Origin of the sequence: Actinopolyspora mortivallis DSM 44261 (genome assembly GCF_000384035.1) — a bacterium.
GTDB lineage: Bacteria > Actinomycetota > Actinomycetes > Mycobacteriales > Pseudonocardiaceae > Actinopolyspora > Actinopolyspora mortivallis.
The window spans coordinates 2,836,428-2,851,870 of sequence record NZ_KB913024.1 but is presented as its reverse complement, the minus strand read 5'-3'; the positions used below and the strand labels follow the sequence as shown (position 1 = coordinate 2,851,870).

Annotated in this window: 19 protein-coding genes; 14 read left to right on the top strand and 5 right to left on the bottom strand. The window is 69.2% G+C overall.

The annotated features are described in order from the left end of the window. Positions 1–112 precede the first annotated feature (112 nt). The 3 genes from ACTMO_RS0113480 to ACTMO_RS0113470 all read left to right on the top strand — a co-directional run bounded on the left by ACTMO_RS0113480 (position 113) and on the right by ACTMO_RS0113470 (position 1,496). Positions 113–478, top strand: a complete 366-nt coding sequence (locus ACTMO_RS0113480; RefSeq protein ID WP_019855219.1) for a F0F1 ATP synthase subunit epsilon — start codon at positions 113–115, stop codon at positions 476–478. A 12-nt stretch (positions 479–490) separates the two neighbouring features. After that, complete coding sequence (locus tag ACTMO_RS0113475) at positions 491–943, top strand: DUF2550 domain-containing protein (protein ID WP_019855218.1); 453 nt, start codon at positions 491–493, stop codon at positions 941–943. A 64-nt stretch (positions 944–1,007) separates the two neighbouring features. Continuing rightward, complete coding sequence (locus ACTMO_RS0113470) at positions 1,008–1,496, top strand: GNAT family N-acetyltransferase (RefSeq protein WP_019855217.1); 489 nt, start codon at positions 1,008–1,010, stop codon at positions 1,494–1,496. Between the two features lie 81 nt (positions 1,497–1,577). Here ACTMO_RS0113470 and ACTMO_RS0113465 read toward each other — a convergent pair whose 3' ends face one another. Beyond that, positions 1,578–2,150, bottom strand: coding sequence for a cob(I)yrinic acid a,c-diamide adenosyltransferase (locus tag ACTMO_RS0113465; RefSeq protein WP_019855216.1), 573 nt, complete (start codon positions 2,148–2,150; stop codon positions 1,578–1,580). 197 nt (positions 2,151–2,347) lie between these two features. Between ACTMO_RS0113465 and murA the strand changes: the two genes are divergently transcribed. Both murA and ACTMO_RS0113455 read left to right on the top strand, forming a co-directional pair. Then, positions 2,348–3,604 (top strand): UDP-N-acetylglucosamine 1-carboxyvinyltransferase, encoded by a 1,257-nt coding sequence (murA, locus tag ACTMO_RS0113460; protein ID WP_026449216.1) that lies wholly within the window; start codon positions 2,348–2,350, stop codon positions 3,602–3,604. A 395-nt stretch (positions 3,605–3,999) separates the two neighbouring features. Continuing rightward, the gene (locus ACTMO_RS0113455) at positions 4,000–4,203 is read left to right on the top strand and encodes a DUF397 domain-containing protein (protein WP_019855214.1); all 204 of its coding nucleotides are present in this window, start codon (positions 4,000–4,002) and stop codon (positions 4,201–4,203) included. Between the two features lie 102 nt (positions 4,204–4,305). On the opposite strand, the gene ACTMO_RS0113450 is transcribed toward ACTMO_RS0113455, so the two are convergent. Continuing rightward, on the bottom strand, positions 4,306–4,761 hold the full coding sequence (locus ACTMO_RS0113450) for a Rieske (2Fe-2S) protein (protein ID WP_019855213.1): 456 nt from the start codon (positions 4,759–4,761) through the stop codon (positions 4,306–4,308). Positions 4,762–4,999: 238 nt separating this feature from the next. Between ACTMO_RS0113450 and ACTMO_RS0113445 the strand changes: the two genes are divergently transcribed. Next, positions 5,000–5,395 (top strand): hypothetical protein, encoded by a 396-nt coding sequence (locus ACTMO_RS0113445; protein WP_019855212.1) that lies wholly within the window; start codon positions 5,000–5,002, stop codon positions 5,393–5,395. Positions 5,396–5,448: 53 nt separating this feature from the next. Here the strand turns inward: ACTMO_RS0113445 and ACTMO_RS0113440 are convergent, their stop codons facing one another. After that, the gene (locus ACTMO_RS0113440) at positions 5,449–6,015 is read right to left on the bottom strand and encodes an NUDIX domain-containing protein (RefSeq protein ID WP_019855211.1); all 567 of its coding nucleotides are present in this window, start codon (positions 6,013–6,015) and stop codon (positions 5,449–5,451) included. Positions 6,016–6,202: 187 nt separating this feature from the next. Between ACTMO_RS0113440 and nucS the strand changes: the two genes are divergently transcribed. After that, positions 6,203–6,862, top strand: a complete 660-nt coding sequence (nucS, locus tag ACTMO_RS0113435) for an endonuclease NucS (RefSeq protein WP_019855210.1) — start codon at positions 6,203–6,205, stop codon at positions 6,860–6,862. Positions 6,863–6,935: 73 nt separating this feature from the next. Here nucS and ACTMO_RS22985 read toward each other — a convergent pair whose 3' ends face one another. Both ACTMO_RS22985 and ACTMO_RS0113430 read right to left on the bottom strand, forming a co-directional pair. Then, positions 6,936–7,202: a hypothetical protein gene (locus ACTMO_RS22985; protein ID WP_157062889.1), complete on the bottom strand. Its 267-nt coding sequence runs from the start codon at positions 7,200–7,202 to the stop codon at positions 6,936–6,938. Continuing rightward, on the bottom strand, positions 7,199–7,438 hold the full coding sequence (locus ACTMO_RS0113430) for a hypothetical protein (RefSeq protein ID WP_019855209.1): 240 nt from the start codon (positions 7,436–7,438) through the stop codon (positions 7,199–7,201). Before ACTMO_RS0113430 ends, ACTMO_RS22985 begins: the two co-directional genes overlap by 4 nt. 568 nt (positions 7,439–8,006) lie before the next feature. On the opposite strand from ACTMO_RS0113430, the gene ACTMO_RS0113420 reads away from it, so the two are divergent. From ACTMO_RS0113420 to ACTMO_RS0113390, 7 genes are all read left to right on the top strand, one after another. Continuing rightward, positions 8,007–9,686 carry a sodium:solute symporter family protein gene (locus tag ACTMO_RS0113420; RefSeq protein ID WP_019855207.1) on the top strand — a complete coding sequence of 560 codons (1,680 nt, stop codon included), beginning with the start codon at positions 8,007–8,009 and terminating at the stop codon, positions 9,684–9,686. 29 nt (positions 9,687–9,715) lie between these two features. Then, positions 9,716–9,982 (top strand): hypothetical protein, encoded by a 267-nt coding sequence (locus ACTMO_RS0113415; RefSeq protein WP_019855206.1) that lies wholly within the window; start codon positions 9,716–9,718, stop codon positions 9,980–9,982. 214 nt (positions 9,983–10,196) lie between these two features. Beyond that, positions 10,197–11,732 (top strand): aldehyde dehydrogenase family protein, encoded by a 1,536-nt coding sequence (locus tag ACTMO_RS0113410; protein WP_019855205.1) that lies wholly within the window; start codon positions 10,197–10,199, stop codon positions 11,730–11,732. Between the two features lie 220 nt (positions 11,733–11,952). Then, the gene (gene dhaK, locus ACTMO_RS0113405; protein WP_019855204.1) at positions 11,953–12,948 is read left to right on the top strand and encodes a dihydroxyacetone kinase subunit DhaK; all 996 of its coding nucleotides are present in this window, start codon (positions 11,953–11,955) and stop codon (positions 12,946–12,948) included. A 41-nt stretch (positions 12,949–12,989) separates the two neighbouring features. Continuing rightward, the gene (gene dhaL, locus ACTMO_RS0113400; RefSeq protein ID WP_026449215.1) at positions 12,990–13,625 is read left to right on the top strand and encodes a dihydroxyacetone kinase subunit DhaL; all 636 of its coding nucleotides are present in this window, start codon (positions 12,990–12,992) and stop codon (positions 13,623–13,625) included. Further along, on the top strand, positions 13,625–14,320 hold the full coding sequence (gene dhaM, locus ACTMO_RS0113395) for a dihydroxyacetone kinase phosphoryl donor subunit DhaM (protein ID WP_026449214.1): 696 nt from the start codon (positions 13,625–13,627) through the stop codon (positions 14,318–14,320). The genes dhaL and dhaM overlap by 1 nt, the downstream gene beginning before the upstream one ends. Before the next feature lie 87 nt (positions 14,321–14,407). Further along, positions 14,408–15,394 (top strand): DUF3558 domain-containing protein, encoded by a 987-nt coding sequence (locus ACTMO_RS0113390; RefSeq protein WP_019855201.1) that lies wholly within the window; start codon positions 14,408–14,410, stop codon positions 15,392–15,394. Positions 15,395–15,443: the final 49 nt, after the last annotated feature.

The following is a 15,443-nucleotide window of genomic DNA, read 5'->3' as shown; positions in this document are numbered from 1 at the left end:
AAGGATTCCGGCACCCACTCCGTGGTGAACGCTGGTTCGCCCGTGTGCCGGAATTCGGACGTGCCCGATCCATCGGATAGACTACGACGACACACCGACAAAGGAGACACGCGTGGCCGAGATGTCCGTCGAGCTGGTCGCCGTGGAGCGCCGCTTGTGGTCCGGTAAGGCGACCAGCGTGGTGGCTCAGACGACCGAAGGTGTAATCGGTATTATGCCCAGGCACGAGCCGATGCTCGGCCAGCTGGTCGAGGGGGGTGTCGTCAAGATCTCGACGCCGGACCACGAGACCGTCACGGCCGCCGTGCACGGTGGTTTCCTCTCGGTCTCCGACGGTGTGGTCAGTGTGCTCGCGGAGTCCGCTGAACTGGCCCAGGAGATCGACGTCGCCGCGGCGCGGCGCGATGCCGAGGGGGATGATGAACAGGCCAGGATCCGTGCCCGGTCGCGACTGCGAGTGGCAGGGTACTCCGTCTGACACAGGTCGTCGATGAGCGCCTCGGTCGTGGTGATCGCCGTCCTGCTCGTGCTGGCAGTCGTCGCCGTGCTCCTCGTGCTCGGCGGGATGCTGCTCGCGCGTCGACGGCTGCGCGGACTCCGGGCCGGGGGGATCGAGGTGGCTCTGCGGGTGCACCGGAGCGAACCCGGCCGGGGGTGGCATCTGGGAGTGGCCCGTTACCAGGGTGAGGAGTTCGCCTGGTACCGGGCGTTGAGTCTGCGTTCCGGGCCCGACTGGATACTCAACCGGAGTACCATAGCGATCACCGACCGACGTCGTCCCACCACGGCGGAGGCCTACACGATGCCCGCCGGTTCCCTGGTGCTGCATCTCGGTCGACCGGAGGAGGACATCGAGGTGGCCATGGGAAGCGACGCGCTGACCGGCTTCCTGTCGTGGCTGGAGTCCTCCCCGCCGAGCAGCGTCGCCCCGTGGGTCCGATGACGGCGCACGCCCGAAGTGCTGTGTGCGGCCGAGGGGTTCCGTCGGGCTTTTCTAGAATGTCCGGGTGCGTATCGAGGCAGTCGCTTATGACCATCCGGATGTCGCCGACCTGATCGAGCAGGTGCAGCAGGAGTACGTCGTCCGCTACGGCGGACCGGACGTCACCCCGCTGAGCGCCTCCGAGTTCCTGCCGCCCCACGGGGTCTTCCTGGCGGGCTACCGTGACGGCTCTCCGGTGGCCACGGGAGGGTGGCGGGCACGGGACTCCGACGTCGTCGGACTGGAGGACGGTGACGCCGAGATCAAACGGATGTACGTGGTGCCCGCGGCCCGGGGGCTGGGTTACGCGCGCGCGATACTGGGGGAACTGGAAAGGCGGGCCGCCCGGGCCGGTCGCAAGCGCATGGTGTTGGAAACCGGGCTGCGCCAGCCCGAGGCGATCGGACTGTACGAGAGCGCGGGCTACCGCGAGATACCGAAGTTCGGGGTCTTCGCCGACGAACCGCACAGCAGGTGTTTCGCCAAGGAACTGGTGGATTCGACGGGCTGGTGAACCTCGCCGGAGCACGGGCGGGGGAACACGGGTGCCGGTGCGTCGCCGGGAAACCGCCCACGTCACTCCGGCGGGTTCGGCTCAGGAGCGTTCACCCGGCCGCCAGAGCACGTCGCCGTTCGGATTGGCGATCCGGGCGAGGATGAACAGCAGGTCGGACAGTCGGTTCAGGTACTTGGCCGGCAGCTCGTTGGTGTTGTCGGGGTCCTCGTCGATCAGCGCCCACGCCGAACGTTCGGCGCGGCGGGCGACACAGCGCGCCTGGTGCAACAACGCTCCGCCCGGAGTTCCTCCGGGCAGGATGAACGAGTTCAGCTTCCCCAGACGCTCGTTGTACTCGTCGCACCAGCTTTCGAGCTGGTCGACGTAGTCCTGCGTCACCCGCAGCGGGGGGTGTTCCGGAGCCTCCACCACCGGGGTGGCCAGGTCGGCACCGACGTCGAACAGGTCGTTCTGCACCGAACGCAGGATGTCGTGAATGTCGGCGTCGAGGTTCGCCGTGGCCAGCGCGACGCCGATCACCGAGTTCGTCTCGTCCACGTCGGCGTAGGCACCGATCCTGGCGTCGGACTTGGGCACCACGGAGTTGTCCGACAGGCGGGTGGTCCCGCCGTCTCCGGTGCGGGTGTAGATCTTGGTCAGATGCACGCTCATGGCCACAACCCTATGTCCCCCTTCCCGATGGGCGGGGTGGTGTCGTGACGGTGAGCACGTTCGGCGGTCCAGGGTCGTCGGGATGTCACCGCGGGGGACGGGACCGTCCCGGCGGGATCCGCGGTTCCGGAACCCGGTGGGTTCCCGACGAGCCCCACCCGGAGGGCAATCGCACCGCAGCCGTAACCTGGCTGTCCGTGAGTGAACATTTCCGGGTACACGGCGGCGCCCGTCTCGTCGGCGAGGTCGGCGTGGTCGGCGCGAAGAACAGCGTGTTGAAGTTGATGGCGGCCTCCCTGTTGACCGAGGGCACCACGACCATCACGAACTGCCCGGAGATCCTGGACGTCCCGTTGATGGCCGACGTGCTGCGCAGCCTCGGCTGCTCCGTCGAGATCGACGGAGCGACGACCATGGTCACCACACCCTCCGAGATCAGCCACGAGGCCGTCTCCGCCCACATGGGTAGGCTGCGTGCCTCGGTGTGCGTGCTCGGGCCGCTGGTGGCCCGTTGTCGTCGGGCGGTGGTGACGCTGCCCGGCGGTGACGCCATCGGCTCCCGCCCGTTGGACATGCACCAGAGTGGGTTGCGCCAGCTGGGTGCCCACAGCCACATCGAGCACGGTGCCGTGGTGGCGGAGGCGGAGGACCTGCACGGGGCGCAGATCTGGCTGGACTTCCCGAGTGTCGGCGCCACCGAGAACATCCTGATGGCCTCGGTGCTGGCCGACGGAACCACCGTCATCGACAACGCCGCGCGCGAGCCGGAGATCGTCGACCTGTGCGTGATGTTGCAGCAGATGGGGGCCAAGATCGAGGGGGCGGGTACCTCCACGCTGACCGTCCACGGGGTCTCCTCGCTCGAACCGGTGCGTCACCAGGTGATCGGTGACCGGATCGTCGCCGCCACCTGGGCTTTCGCCGCGGCGGCGACCCGAGGGGACGTGACGGTGCACGGGGTGGATCCGCAGCACGTCAATCTCGTGCTGGAGAAACTGCGCGGCGCGGGCGCCGAGATCTCCACCGGCGAGGACGACTTCCGGGTGGTGATGCGTGCGCGTCCCAGCGCGATCGACTACGTGACACTTCCCTACCCGGGGTTTCCCACCGATCTCCAACCGATGGCCCTGGCGTTGTCGGCCGTTGCCGACGGCACCTCGATGATCACCGAGAACCTTTTCGAGTCGCGGTTCCGTTTCATCGAGGAACTGGTCCGTATGGGGGCCGACGCGCGCACCGACGGTCACCACGCCGTGGTTCGGGGGCAGGAACGCCTGTCCAGTGCTCCCGTGTGGGCCTCGGACATCCGTGCCGGTGTGGGGCTGGTCCTGGCCGGGTTGTGCGCGGACGGTGTCACCGAGGTGTGGGATGTCTTCCACATCGATCGCGGCTACCCGGACTTCGTGGAGCAGCTGCGCGGGCTGGGAGCGGAGATCGAGCGCGTGTCCGACTGAGCGCTCCGGCGGATCGTCCGGCGGGTGGAGACCGGTGTCGTCTCCGTCCGGCTTCCGCGCGCCACACTTACGTGTGGTGCTCGGGCGAACCCGTTGAGTGTGTGGCTTCGTGTGGTTGACGATCATGAGGTGGCTGTCGTCGCCCCTCCGAGGCCGGTGAGGCGGGCACGGCGTACGGACCCCTGCCGTGCCCGGTGTTCCTCCGGAGGACTCTCCGTCCTCGACCGCGTTCTCCCGGGGTGGGGCAACCACGTGGACGGACCCGTTCCGCGAGTGTGCGCGGGCAACGCCGTGTTCCCCGGCACGGGGTTCCTCCCCTCGGGCAAGCGGGTCCGCGGACGTTGCGGCGGTGCGGTCCCCGTGTCCGCACCGCCGCCGATCGTGAGGAGTGGAGTATGTCCCTGGACTGGTCCCAGACCACCTTTCACAAGGCCAACGCCTCCAGTGTCGAGGGCACGGAGTGCGTGGAGGTGGCGCGTATAGGCGACACCTTCGGCGTGCGGAACTCGCGGGATCCGCACGGTCCCGTGCTCGAGTTCACGCGTGCGGAGATGGAGGCCTTCGCCGACGGAGTACGTCAGGGCGAATTCGGGATCTGAAGAGTCGTTTCCCGGTTGGGGAGGTCCGAAGGGGGCTTCCGGCGGACAGCGCCCGCCCTCGGTGTGTGGCCTCCCCACCGGGAAGCCCTCCGGTGAGGTGTGTCAGGAGCCGTCGGTGACGACCTCACCCGACTCGACGCGGACCGCCACGGACGGCAGTGGTTTCCGGGCCGGGCCGCTGACCACCGCACCGGAGGCCGATTCGAACACCGAACCGTGGCAGGGACAACGCAGTTCGTTCCCCGCCGCGCGCACCGTGCACCGCATGTGGGTACACACGGCGCTGTGCGCGGTCACCTCGTCCTCGTTCGGGCGGCTCAGGGCGATCTTCTCCCCGTCCGGGCCGTCGACGACGAGCGAACCGCCCACCGGCACCTCCGTCAACGCGGCCAGCCGCTCCCCCTGCCGTGGGGTGACGCCGTCCGAGGGGCTCTCCTCGGAGGTCAGTTCCGAACCCTGGTACGACCCGTCGGAACATCCGGACAGCATCGCGGCACCGACTCCGACTCCTCCCACGGCCAGGGCGTGTCGTCGGGTTACCGGTGGCTCGGCGCTCATGATTTCCTCCCAGGCGGATCACGTGGTTGTCGGTTCGGGGTCCTGTCGGGATGGTTCCCGACGGTCGCCGGAACAGCCAGCTCGCGGGGATGTGGTGCCCCGTGTCCGGGCTGTGCCGGACGGCTCGTTCCACCAGGACTCCGTACTTCTCGGACAATACCGACACGGAAGTCTCTCGACGTTCGTTCGTGGCCGGTTCCGCCGGCCTTCGGTCGACACGAGGCCAAGGAGAGGACGGATGAGTACGAACCTTTCGGGCGGGGGAAGGCACGTCGCCGCCGAACTGCTCCGCGGGGTGACGGCGGCGGGCCTGCTCATGTCCGCTGTGGTGCATCTCGACCTGTGGGCCCAGGGGGTGAGCGGAGTGCCCGTCATCGGGCCGCTTTTCCTGCTCAACGCGGTGGCCGGTCTGGTGCTGGCGTTGGTGCTGCTCAGTTGGAAGCACTGGTTGCCCCCGCTGGGGGCCGTGGGATTCGGTGTGCTGACCCTGCTGGCGTTCGTGTTGGCGGTCACGGTCGGTCTGTTCGGCTCACACGAGGTCGCGGCCGGGGTTCCGCAGTTGCTGGCCGGGGTGGCCGAAGTGGTGACGGTGGTGGCCGCCCTGGGGCTGCTCGCGATGGGATCTCGTTCCTAGCGAGGTCGTCGAGGTGCTCGTTTCCGAGGGGGCGGGCGGGGCTCCGGCCGGGGTCAGTCCGTCCGTCCGCCACGGCGCTCGTGCACCAGTAGCAACGTGTAGGCGGCGAGGGACTGCGCGTCGGTCATCTCGCCGCGTTCGATCATGCCCTCGACGTCGACACGGTCGAACCAGGCCGAGCGCATGTCCTGTTCCTCGGGCTCCCGTTCGGGGGGGCCGGAGGTGAGTCCGGTGGCGAGGAAAGCACGTCCCCGTTGGCTGGACAGCCCCGCGGCCACGTCGAGCACGCCCAGCTCGGTCATCCGCGCGGCACGCAGTCCGGTCTCCTCCCGGAGCTCCCGGCCGGCCAGCTCCAGCGGGTCCGTCGTCTCCCCGTCGGGAGCGGTGCCCTGGGGAAACTCCCAACGTCGCATACCCAGCGGGTATCGGTACTGCTCCACGAGTCGGATCCGTTGGTTGCGCGGGAGACCGTCGGCCTCGTCCACGGGGATGATCAGCGCGTAGTCCGGTTTGTCCACCACCGCGTAGACCCCGTCCGACCCGTCGCCTCGGCGGATCGCGTCCTCCCGGAGCGTCATCCAGGGGTTCCGGTAGACCTCTCGGCTGTCGATCGTTTCCATGGTGGTTCGGTTTCTTTCGGACGGGGTGGTGTGGGGCTGTGGGCGGCGGTGCCGGAACGGCAGGGTATACCCCCGGGGACGGTTCCGGTGAGCGTGGCCGGGGCGGCCGGTGTCCCAGTGGTCGGGGCGCGACACTTCCGGCAGGCGGTTGTCGATATCGGTGGGAGGTGCGTTTACGCTCTGTCGGGTGCGTCTCGTAATCGCTACCTGCAAGGTCGACTACGTCGGCAGGCTGAACGCCCATCTGCCGCTGGCCACCAGGCTTTTGTTGATCAAGGCCGACGGTTCGGTCTCGGTGCACTCCGACGACAGGGCGTACAAGCCGTTGAACTGGATGAGCCCGCCCTGCTGGTTGATAGAGGACTCCGACGTGTGGACGGTGCAGAACAAGTCGGGGGAGAAACTGATCATCTCCCTCAAGGAGATCGTGCACGACTCCCACTACGAGTTGGGGCCGGAGCCCGGGCTGGTCAAGGACGGCGTGGAGTCGCATCTGCAACAGCTGCTGGCCGAACACGTCACCACTCTGGGTGAAGGGTGGACACTGGTGCGTCGGGAGTATCCGACTCCGATCGGGCCGGTGGACCTGATGTGTCGGGACGCCGACGGAGCCAACGTCGCGGTCGAGATCAAACGTCGTGGCGAGATCGACGGTGTCGAGCAGCTGACCCGCTATCTCGACCTGCTCAACCGTGACCCGCTGTTGGCCCCGGTGAGCGGGGTGTTCGCCGCCCAACAGATCAAACAACAGGCACGTACCCTGGCCGAGGACCGCGGGATCCGTTGCGTGACCCTGGACTACGAGCAGCTGCGCGGTATCGATCCGGACGAGTACCGGCTGTTCTGAACCGCTCCTCGGCCCGGTGCCGGAACCTCCCGGTCGGTCCCCGCCGGTTCCCGGGGTCCTCGGGGGACGTGGTTCAGCGACTGCCGCGTCCTCGGGGACGAGGGCCGGAGCGGTTCTCCGCGCGGCAGTGGGAGTCCCTGCTTCTGCGCAGCCCCTCCAACACGCGGGTGAGCAGGGCCAGGTCGGGGCTTCGCCAGGTGGCCGCCGTCGCGGCGAGACCCGTGCCGCTGTCGCTGCCGAGGGGCCTTCCGAGCTCGCCGCTGAAGGCGAGCAGGTAGTTGCCCGACCTGGGGGACGGCCTGCGCGATGGAGTCGTGCGGGGAAGCGGTGGAGCGGTCACGCGTGCACTCCCTCCCTGATGCGGTCGCGTTCACCCTCGGTGTGGGTGGAGTCCTCCTGTGACTGCCGTGTCCCGTCGGGTTCGTGCAGAGCCCGCGCCAGTTCGGTCAGGGCCGTGGCCAGCTCGCCACGTTCGGATGTGGACAGTCGGTCGGATCCGAGTTCGTAGGCGGCTTCCTCCAGCATCCACTGGCACCGGAGCAGCAGCACGGCCAGTCGGGAATTCCGTCCGTTCACGGGCTTTTCTCCTGCTTTCGAACCGTGGTTACCGATGGGAGGTGCCGCCGTGTGTTCCGGCCGGTCGGGGGCGGCGGTCGACGGCCTCAGCCACGGGACACGTTTCCGCGGTTCGGGTTCGCGAGTCTGCGCGCCAGCAGCCACGGCCCCACGAACAGGCTCGCCGCGAGCAGTGCCAGTATTTCCGCCACGTCCATGTGATCACCTCCCGTGTTCGTTCGAATGCTAAGCGTGTTGATCGGCCCGGCGATAGAAGTGAGCCAATCGCTGCACCTTTCAGGTGAAGAGATCGCACCGAACGGGGCTCGTTCAGCGGTTGCGGCGGGGCGCCTTCGTTACTGGCCGTGTCGTGCCGTGGAGAGGGAGTGCGGAGATTCCGGCGGCAGGCGGGCCTCTCCGGTGCCGAGGGGATCCCGGGGAGCGGCGAGGGCGCTGAATCGCTCCCACCCGTGAGTTCAACGAATTGATATCGCCACTGTGTGACTCGTCCCACTGTGCGGTATTGTTCGCCTGCTTTTGTAGCTGGTGATTATCGTTTGAAATTGTTTGCTTTGGAGGTGGAGGCGAGGTGTATGCGTTAGCCCAGGAGCAGCTGCGACTGGACGCGGGACCGGTCGACTACCTGCTGCTCGCGCTCTACTTCGTGTTCGTGCTCGGCATCGGCTACCTGGCGCGCCGCGCCGTCTCGACCAGCCTGGACTTCTTCCTGTCGGGACGTTCGCTGCCCGCCTGGGTGACCGGCTTGGCGTTCATCGCCGCCAACCTGGGGGCGATCGAGATCATCGGGATGTCCGCCAACGGAGCCCAGTACGGGATGCCGACCATGCACTACTTCTGGGTCGGCGCCGTTCCGGCGATGCTGTTCCTCGGCGTGGTGATGATGCCGTTCTACTACGGTTCCAAGGTGCGCAGCGTCCCCGAGTTCATGCTGCGCCGGTTCGGCAAACCGGCACACCTGGTCAACGCCCTCAGTTTCGCGGCCGCGCAGCTGCTGATCGCCGGAGTCAACCTCTTCCTGCTGGCCAGCATCGTCAACGTGTTGCTCGGCTGGCCACTGTGGGTCTCGGTCCTCGTCGCCGCGGTGATCGTGCTCAGTTACACGGGACTCGGCGGGCTCTCGGCGGCCATCTACAACGAGGTGTTGCAGTTCTTCGTCATCGTGGCCGCCCTGCTGCCGCTGACCGTGGTGGGCCTGGCCAAGGTCGGCGGCTGGAACGGTCTGGTGGACAAGGTCACCACCCAGTCCGGAGCCAACGAGCTCTCGGCCTGGCCCGGCAACGAACTCACCGGTTTCGGCAGCAACTTCCTGTCCGTACTGGGAATCGTGTTCGGCCTCGGCTTCGTACTCGCCTTCGGCTACTGGACCACCAACTTCGTGGAGGTCCAACGCGCCATGGCCTCCAAGAGCATGTCGGCGGCCCAACGGACACCGATCATCGGCGCCTTCCCGAAGATGCTGATCCCGTTCCTGGTCGTCGTCCCCGGCATGATCGCCGCCGTCTCGGTACAGGAGATGATGGTGTTCAAACAGCGGGATGCGGGCGAGGTGGACTACAACGACGCACTGCTGTTGTTGATGCGGGACCTGCTGCCGAACGGGATGCTGGGGATCGCCCTCGCCGGTCTGCTGGCCTCCTTCATGGCCGGGATGGCGGCCAACCTGAGCTCGTTCAACACCGTGTTCACCTACGACATCTGGCAGTCCTATGTGGTCCCCGGACGTTCGGACGGCTACTACCTGCGGATGGGGCGGTGGGTGACCGTCGGGGCGACGGCGGCCGCCGTGGGCACGGCCTTCATCGCCTCGGGGTACTCGAACCTGATGGACTATCTGCAACAGTTGTTCTCGCTGTTCAACGCCCCGCTGTTCGCGACCTTCATCCTGGGCATGTTCTGGAAGCGCATGACCCCCACGGCGGGATGGCTCGGTCTCGTGACCGGCACGGGAGCCTCGTTGACCGTGTTCGGGCTCGCCGAGAGCGGTGTGCTCGAACTGCCCGGCCAGGGAGCCAGCTTCCTCGGAGCCGGTGCGGCGTTCGTGGTCGACATCGTGGTCAGCGTCGCCGTCAGCACGGTCACCCGCCCCAAACCGGCCGCCGAGCTGGTCGGACTCGTCTACGGGCTGACCCCGAAGGAGGACCGCACCGCCTCCACCACGGGTGAGGACGCGGGCTGGTACCGCAGGCCCGGCGTGCTCGCGGGAATCGTGCTGGTGATGGTCGTGCTGCTCAACATCGTGTTCGGATGACCCGTGTTCACTGCACCCGGGAGGCAGTCATGAGCGAAGACAAGGACACCAGGGGGCGACGTGCGGCGGCGTTCGACGTTCGCCTGGTCATCGCGGCCCTGTTCGTGCTCTACGGCGTGGTCTGCACGCTGATGGGGCTGTTCGGGACCAGCGCGGAGGAGATCGACCGCGCGGCCGGGATCAACATCAACCTGTGGAGCGGTGTGGGCATGCTCGTGTTCTCCGCGGCGTTCACGGCCTGGGCCAGGCTCCGTCCGATCGTGGTGCCCACCGAGACCGGGACACCGGAAACCTGAGCCCGGTGGGGAGTACCGTCTGCCACCGGAGCGGGACGAGGTGGGAAAAAGACCGGTTCCCGGCCGGGCGCAACCGTGCGACCGGTGACTCGTTGACCTCCGTGGGACCTGTGTGTGTACCACGCGCGGGTCGACAGTGTCGGCACGCGGCAGCGCCCGCCGGCCGCGTGCCGGTGGGATCACGACCGGTGAACCAGCATCCGGGGAGGCCAGCATGACCCAGACCGCCAGTGGCGGTGCCGAGACGACCGTCGACGTGACGGTCCCGTCGGAGGCGACGCCGACCACGGGCAGTTTCGACTCGCTCGACCCGAGGACGGGGGAGGTGGTCGGTACTCACCCGATCCACGACGAGTCCGCCGTGCGGGAGGCGGTGCGCCTGGCCCGCTCCGGACAGCGGTGGTGGGACGAGCTGGGTTTCGCGGGCAGGAAGCGACGTCTGGACGCCTGGCGCAGAGTGTTGGTCTCCCGCCTGGAGGAGGGGGCGGAACTGGTCTCGGCCGAGACCGGGAAACCGCTCGACGACGCCCGCCTGGAACTGGTGCTGGTCGTCGACCACCTCCACTGGGCGGCGGCCAACGCCGCCAAGGTCCTCGGTCGGCGCGGCGTGTCCTCCGGGACGCTCATGGCCAACCAGGCCGCTTCGGTGGAGTACCGTCCCTTCGGCGTCGTCGGGGTCATCGGCCCCTGGAACTACCCGGCGTTCACCCCGATGGGCTCGATCGCCTACGCCCTGGCCGCCGGCAACGCGGTGGTCTTCAAGCCCAGTGAGCTGACCCCCGGTGTGGGGGAGTGGCTGCGGCGGACCTTCGCCGAGGTGGTTCCGGAACACCCCCTGTTCCAGGTGGTCACCGGATTCGGGGACACGGGGGCGGCGCTGTGCCGTGCCGACGTGGACAAGGTGGCCTTCACCGGCTCCACCGAGACGGGCAAACGGGTCATGGCGGCCTGTTCCGAGTCGTTGACCCCGGTGTTGGTGGAGTGCGGCGGCAAGGACGCGTTGATCGTCGATTCGGACGCCGACCTGCACGCCGCCGCCGAGGCGGCGCTGTGGGGAGCGGCCTCCAACGCGGGACAGACCTGCATCGGTGTGGAACGGGTCTACGTCGTCGACTCGGTGGCCGACAGGTTCGTCCGGTTGGTCGCCGACCGTGCGGAGCGGTTGCGTCCCGGTGGGCAGCCCACGGCCGACCTGGGGCCGATCACGATGGGTTCCCAGGTCGAGGTGATCCGCGAACACATCGCCGACGCCCTCCGGCGGGGAGGCACCGCCGTCGTCGGCGGCACCGACTCGGTGCGTCCGCCCTTCGTCGACCCCGTGGTGCTGACCGACGTCCCCGAGGACTCCCCGGCGGTGACCGAGGAGACCTTCGGTCCCACGATCGTGATCAACAGGGTGCGTACCGCCGACGAGGGGATAGCCCGCGCCAACGCCGGCAGGTACGGGCTGGGCGGAACCGTGTTCTCCCGGGCACGCGGGATGGAACTCGCCCGCAGGATGCGCAGCGGGATGGTGGCGGTGAACTCGGTGATCTCCTTCGCCGCGGTCCCGGCCCTGCCGTTCGGAGGGGTGGGTGACTCCGGCTTCGGACGTATCCACGGCGCCGAGGGGCTACGTGAGTTCGGCAGGCCCCAGGCGGTCACGCGTACCCGGTTCCGGATGCCGCTCAATCCGATGAGCTTCGGCCGTTCGCCCCGGACCGTGCGACGTCTCGTGGCGTTGATGCGGCTGTTGCGGGGGCGCCGCTGAGCGGGGCCACACCCCGTCGGTGTGCTGCCCCACGGGTGATCACCTCGAAACATCCGCGTGGATTCGGCGGGATCCGGGCCGCGGAGGACCGGCGTGCCGGTTTCGCGCGGGGGCTTGCCCTGGAATGCTTTCGGTGAGCCCCGCGCGGACCGCCGTGTCGGTGCGGGAGCGGCTCCCGCCGGATTCGGCTGCCGTGGTCTCGCCGTCGAGGAGGTCATCCGTGAAGAAGATCATCAACGATCCGGCCGACGTCGTGGTGGACGCCCTGCGCGGAATGGCCGCCGCCCACCCCGACCTGCTGCGGGTACGGACCGATCCGGCTTTCGTGACCCGCTCCGACTCCCCGGTACGGGACAAGGTGGCCCTGGTCTCCGGCGGGGGTTCGGGTCACGAGCCGCTCCACGTCGGTTTCGTCGGCACCGGGATGTTGGACGCGGCCGTTCCCGGCCCGGTGTTCACCTCTCCCACCCCGGACGCGGTGCGGACCGCCGTGCGGGAGGCCGACGGAGGAGCCGGAACCCTGCTGGTGGTCAAGAACTACACCGGTGACGTGCTGAACTTCGAGACGGCGGCCGAGCTGGTGCGGGCCGAGGACGTCGGGGTGCGCACCGTGGTGGTGCGGGACGACGTGGCGGTCCGGGACTCGACCGACACGGCGGGACGCCGAGGGGTCGGGGGAACCGTGCTGCTGGAGAAGATCGCCGGGGCCGCCGCCGAACGCGGTCATGGTCTCGACGACTGTCACGCGACGGCCCAGCGGGTCGCGGACAACGTGCGTTCGATGGGTGTGGCACTGAGCGCGCCGACCGTTCCGCACCTCGGAGAACCGAGCTTCACCCTCGCCGAGGAGGAGATGGAGGTCGGGATCGGCATCCACGGTGAGCCGGGTCGGGAACGGGTCGGCCTGGAGTCCGCCGACGGCATCGTCCGACGGCTGCTGGATCCCGTGCTGGAGGACCTTCCCTTCCGGGACGGGGACGAGGTGCTGCTGTTCACCAACTCGATGGGGGCCACACCGCTCAGCGAGCTGTACCTGGCCCACGGGATCGCGGAACGGATGCTCGCGGAGCGGGGGATCCGGGTCACGCGCCGACTCGTCGGTCCCTACGTCACGAGTCTGGAGATGCGGGGGATGAGTCTCACCCTGCTCAAACTGGACGAGGAACTCACGCGCCTGTGGGACGACCCGGTGCGGACTCCCGCGCTGACCTGGTGACCCTTCCGACTGGCGCGGCGATCGGATTGGTGGCAAAGCCCATGGTCTGTACGAGACAGCACGTGATCGCGGCGATGCGCGGAGCCGTCCGCGCGGTCTCCGAGTGCCGGGACGAGCTGGTGGAACTGGACCGGGCCATCGGCGACGGTGACCACGGCGAGAACATGGAGCGCGGCTTCCTGGCCGTGGACACCCAGCTCCGGCTCGCCAGCCCGGAGACTCCGGCGGCCGTGTTGAAGACGACGGCGACGAGCCTGATCTCCTCGGTGGGAGGTGCCGCCGGGCCGCTCTTCGGCACCGCCTTCCTGCGGGCGGCGACCGCCGCCGGTGAGCGGGAGACACTCGACGGTGCCGCCGTGGCCGCGCTGCTGCGGGCCGCGCTGGACGGTGTGACGGCGCGGGGCAGGGCCGAACGCGGAGACAAGACCATGGTCGACGCGCTCGCCGCCGCCGTGGAGGCCGCCGAGCGGGCCGCGGACGAGGGGGCGGGTCCCACCGGGGTGTTGCGCTCGGCGGCCACGGCCGCCGACTCCGGGGCGCGGGAGACGATCCCGCTGGTGGCGAGGAAGGGACGGGCCTCCTACCTGGGGGAGCGCGGTGCCGGTCACCTCGATCCGGGGGCACGCAGCGTGGCCCTGTTGTTGCACGCCTTCGCCGAGACGGGAGGAGAGCAGTGATGCGGGTCGGTCTGGTGGTCGTTTCCCACAGTGCCGCCCTGTCCGAGGGGGTCGTCGAGGTGGTGGGCCAGATGGCCCCGGACGTCCGGGTCAACGCGGCGGGCGGGCTTCCCGGAGGGGAGACCGGCACCGACTTCGAGGCGACCTCGGCGGCGCTGGCCGCCTCGGACACGGGATCCGGGGTGGTGCTGCTCTACGACCTGGGAAGCGCCCGGATGACGGCGGAGCTGGCGGTGGAGGCGCTGGCGGACCCGAACACCGCCGTGGTGGCCGAGGCCCCTCTCGTGGAGGGAGCCGTGGCCGCCGCCGTGGCGGCCCAGGGCGGGCAGGGGCTGGAGGCGGTGGTCGAGGCCGCCGAACGAGCCACGGGGGCCGAGGAACCGGAGAGCGGGGAAGCGGTCTCCGCCGAGGGACTGTCCCCGGAGGACTACCGGGCCGAGTGCGAGTTGACGCTCGCCAACGAGGTGGGGCTGCACGCTCGTCCCGCCGCGTTGCTGGCGCGGACACTGACGGGGGTCGAGGCGGCGGTGACGGTCTCCTGTGGTCAGAACAGCGCCGACGCGCGGAGCGTGCTCGGTGTCATGGGGCTGGGGGCCCGCAAGGGCGACCGGATCTCGCTCCGGGCCACGGGACCGGAGGCCGAACTCGCGTTGCGTCGCATCACCGAACTGGTCGAACGGAACTTCGACGAGTGACCCCGGCGGGCGGGGTGTTCCCTCCGGGGGCTCCCGTCGCGGGTGAGTCACCGGAGTCCTGACCGGCGGGATCCCGGAGGTAGGTTGGTGGCCGTGCGCTCGTGCCGTTACCTCAGCCGGTTCGCGGTGCTGCTGATGGTGGTGGCCGGGTTGTCCGGATGCGTGTTCTCCCCACGGCAGGGCCCCCGCGAGGACTCCGGAGGCGGGGTGTCCTCCGAGGCGGCGCTCGGTGATCCGCGCACCCTCGACCCGTGCAGTCTCCTCCGGCCGCGGTCGCTGGAGGAGTTCGGGCGGGCGGAGCAGGCCGAAACGGTGTCGCTGGAGTACTGCCTGGCGCACGTGCGTCCCCGACCGGGGCAGCTGGTCCAGGTGTCGGTGGGGCGTCCGCGTCGGGTGGAGCCACGGCGGCTGACCGAGGACAATCCCGTGTCCCGGCAGGACGGGCTGCGGTTGGTGCGTGAGCCTCCGGTGCCCGAGCACTGCACGTGGCGGATCCTGTTCGCGGACGGGGTGGCCCTGCGGGTGGACGCGGACTCCCTGTCCGGTGAGGTCTCGGTGGGGTTGTGCTCGCTGGCCGAGGCCGGGGCGCGGCAGGCGGCCGGGATCATCGACGCGGGGGAGGTCGAGCACCGACGGTTCCCGGAGAACTCCCTGGCCTTCGTGGATCCCTGCGCGCTGCTGTCCACGGATGTGGTGAATCGTGTCCCCGGGTTGGAGGAAGCCGAGGCTGAAGGCGTCCTGTCCGGGCACACGTGCCGGTGGGGTGGGGAGACGATCCGGGATCCCAGCGTGGAGCTGACCCACACGGCCGGGACCCCGCCACGGCGGAAGGACGCCACCTCCGTGGTGGAGCGCACGGCGGGACGTCGCACCGTGGTGGACATCGTCGGTGACGACCCTCGGGTGGGGTTGTGCTCGGCGGAAACCGCCCACATCCCGTTCGGCCCCTCCCGGTCCGGGCAGGTCGAGGTCGCCATGCTGGTGGTTTTCCTGCCCGAGGCCGACGGGACGCGGGCGTGTGAGTTCGCGCGGGGGCTGGCCGAGCGCGTCTGGCCACGTCTTCCGCACGCCTGAGCACCGTTCCCGCACGGGGAACGGTCCGTACCGACCGGGCCCGGTTAAC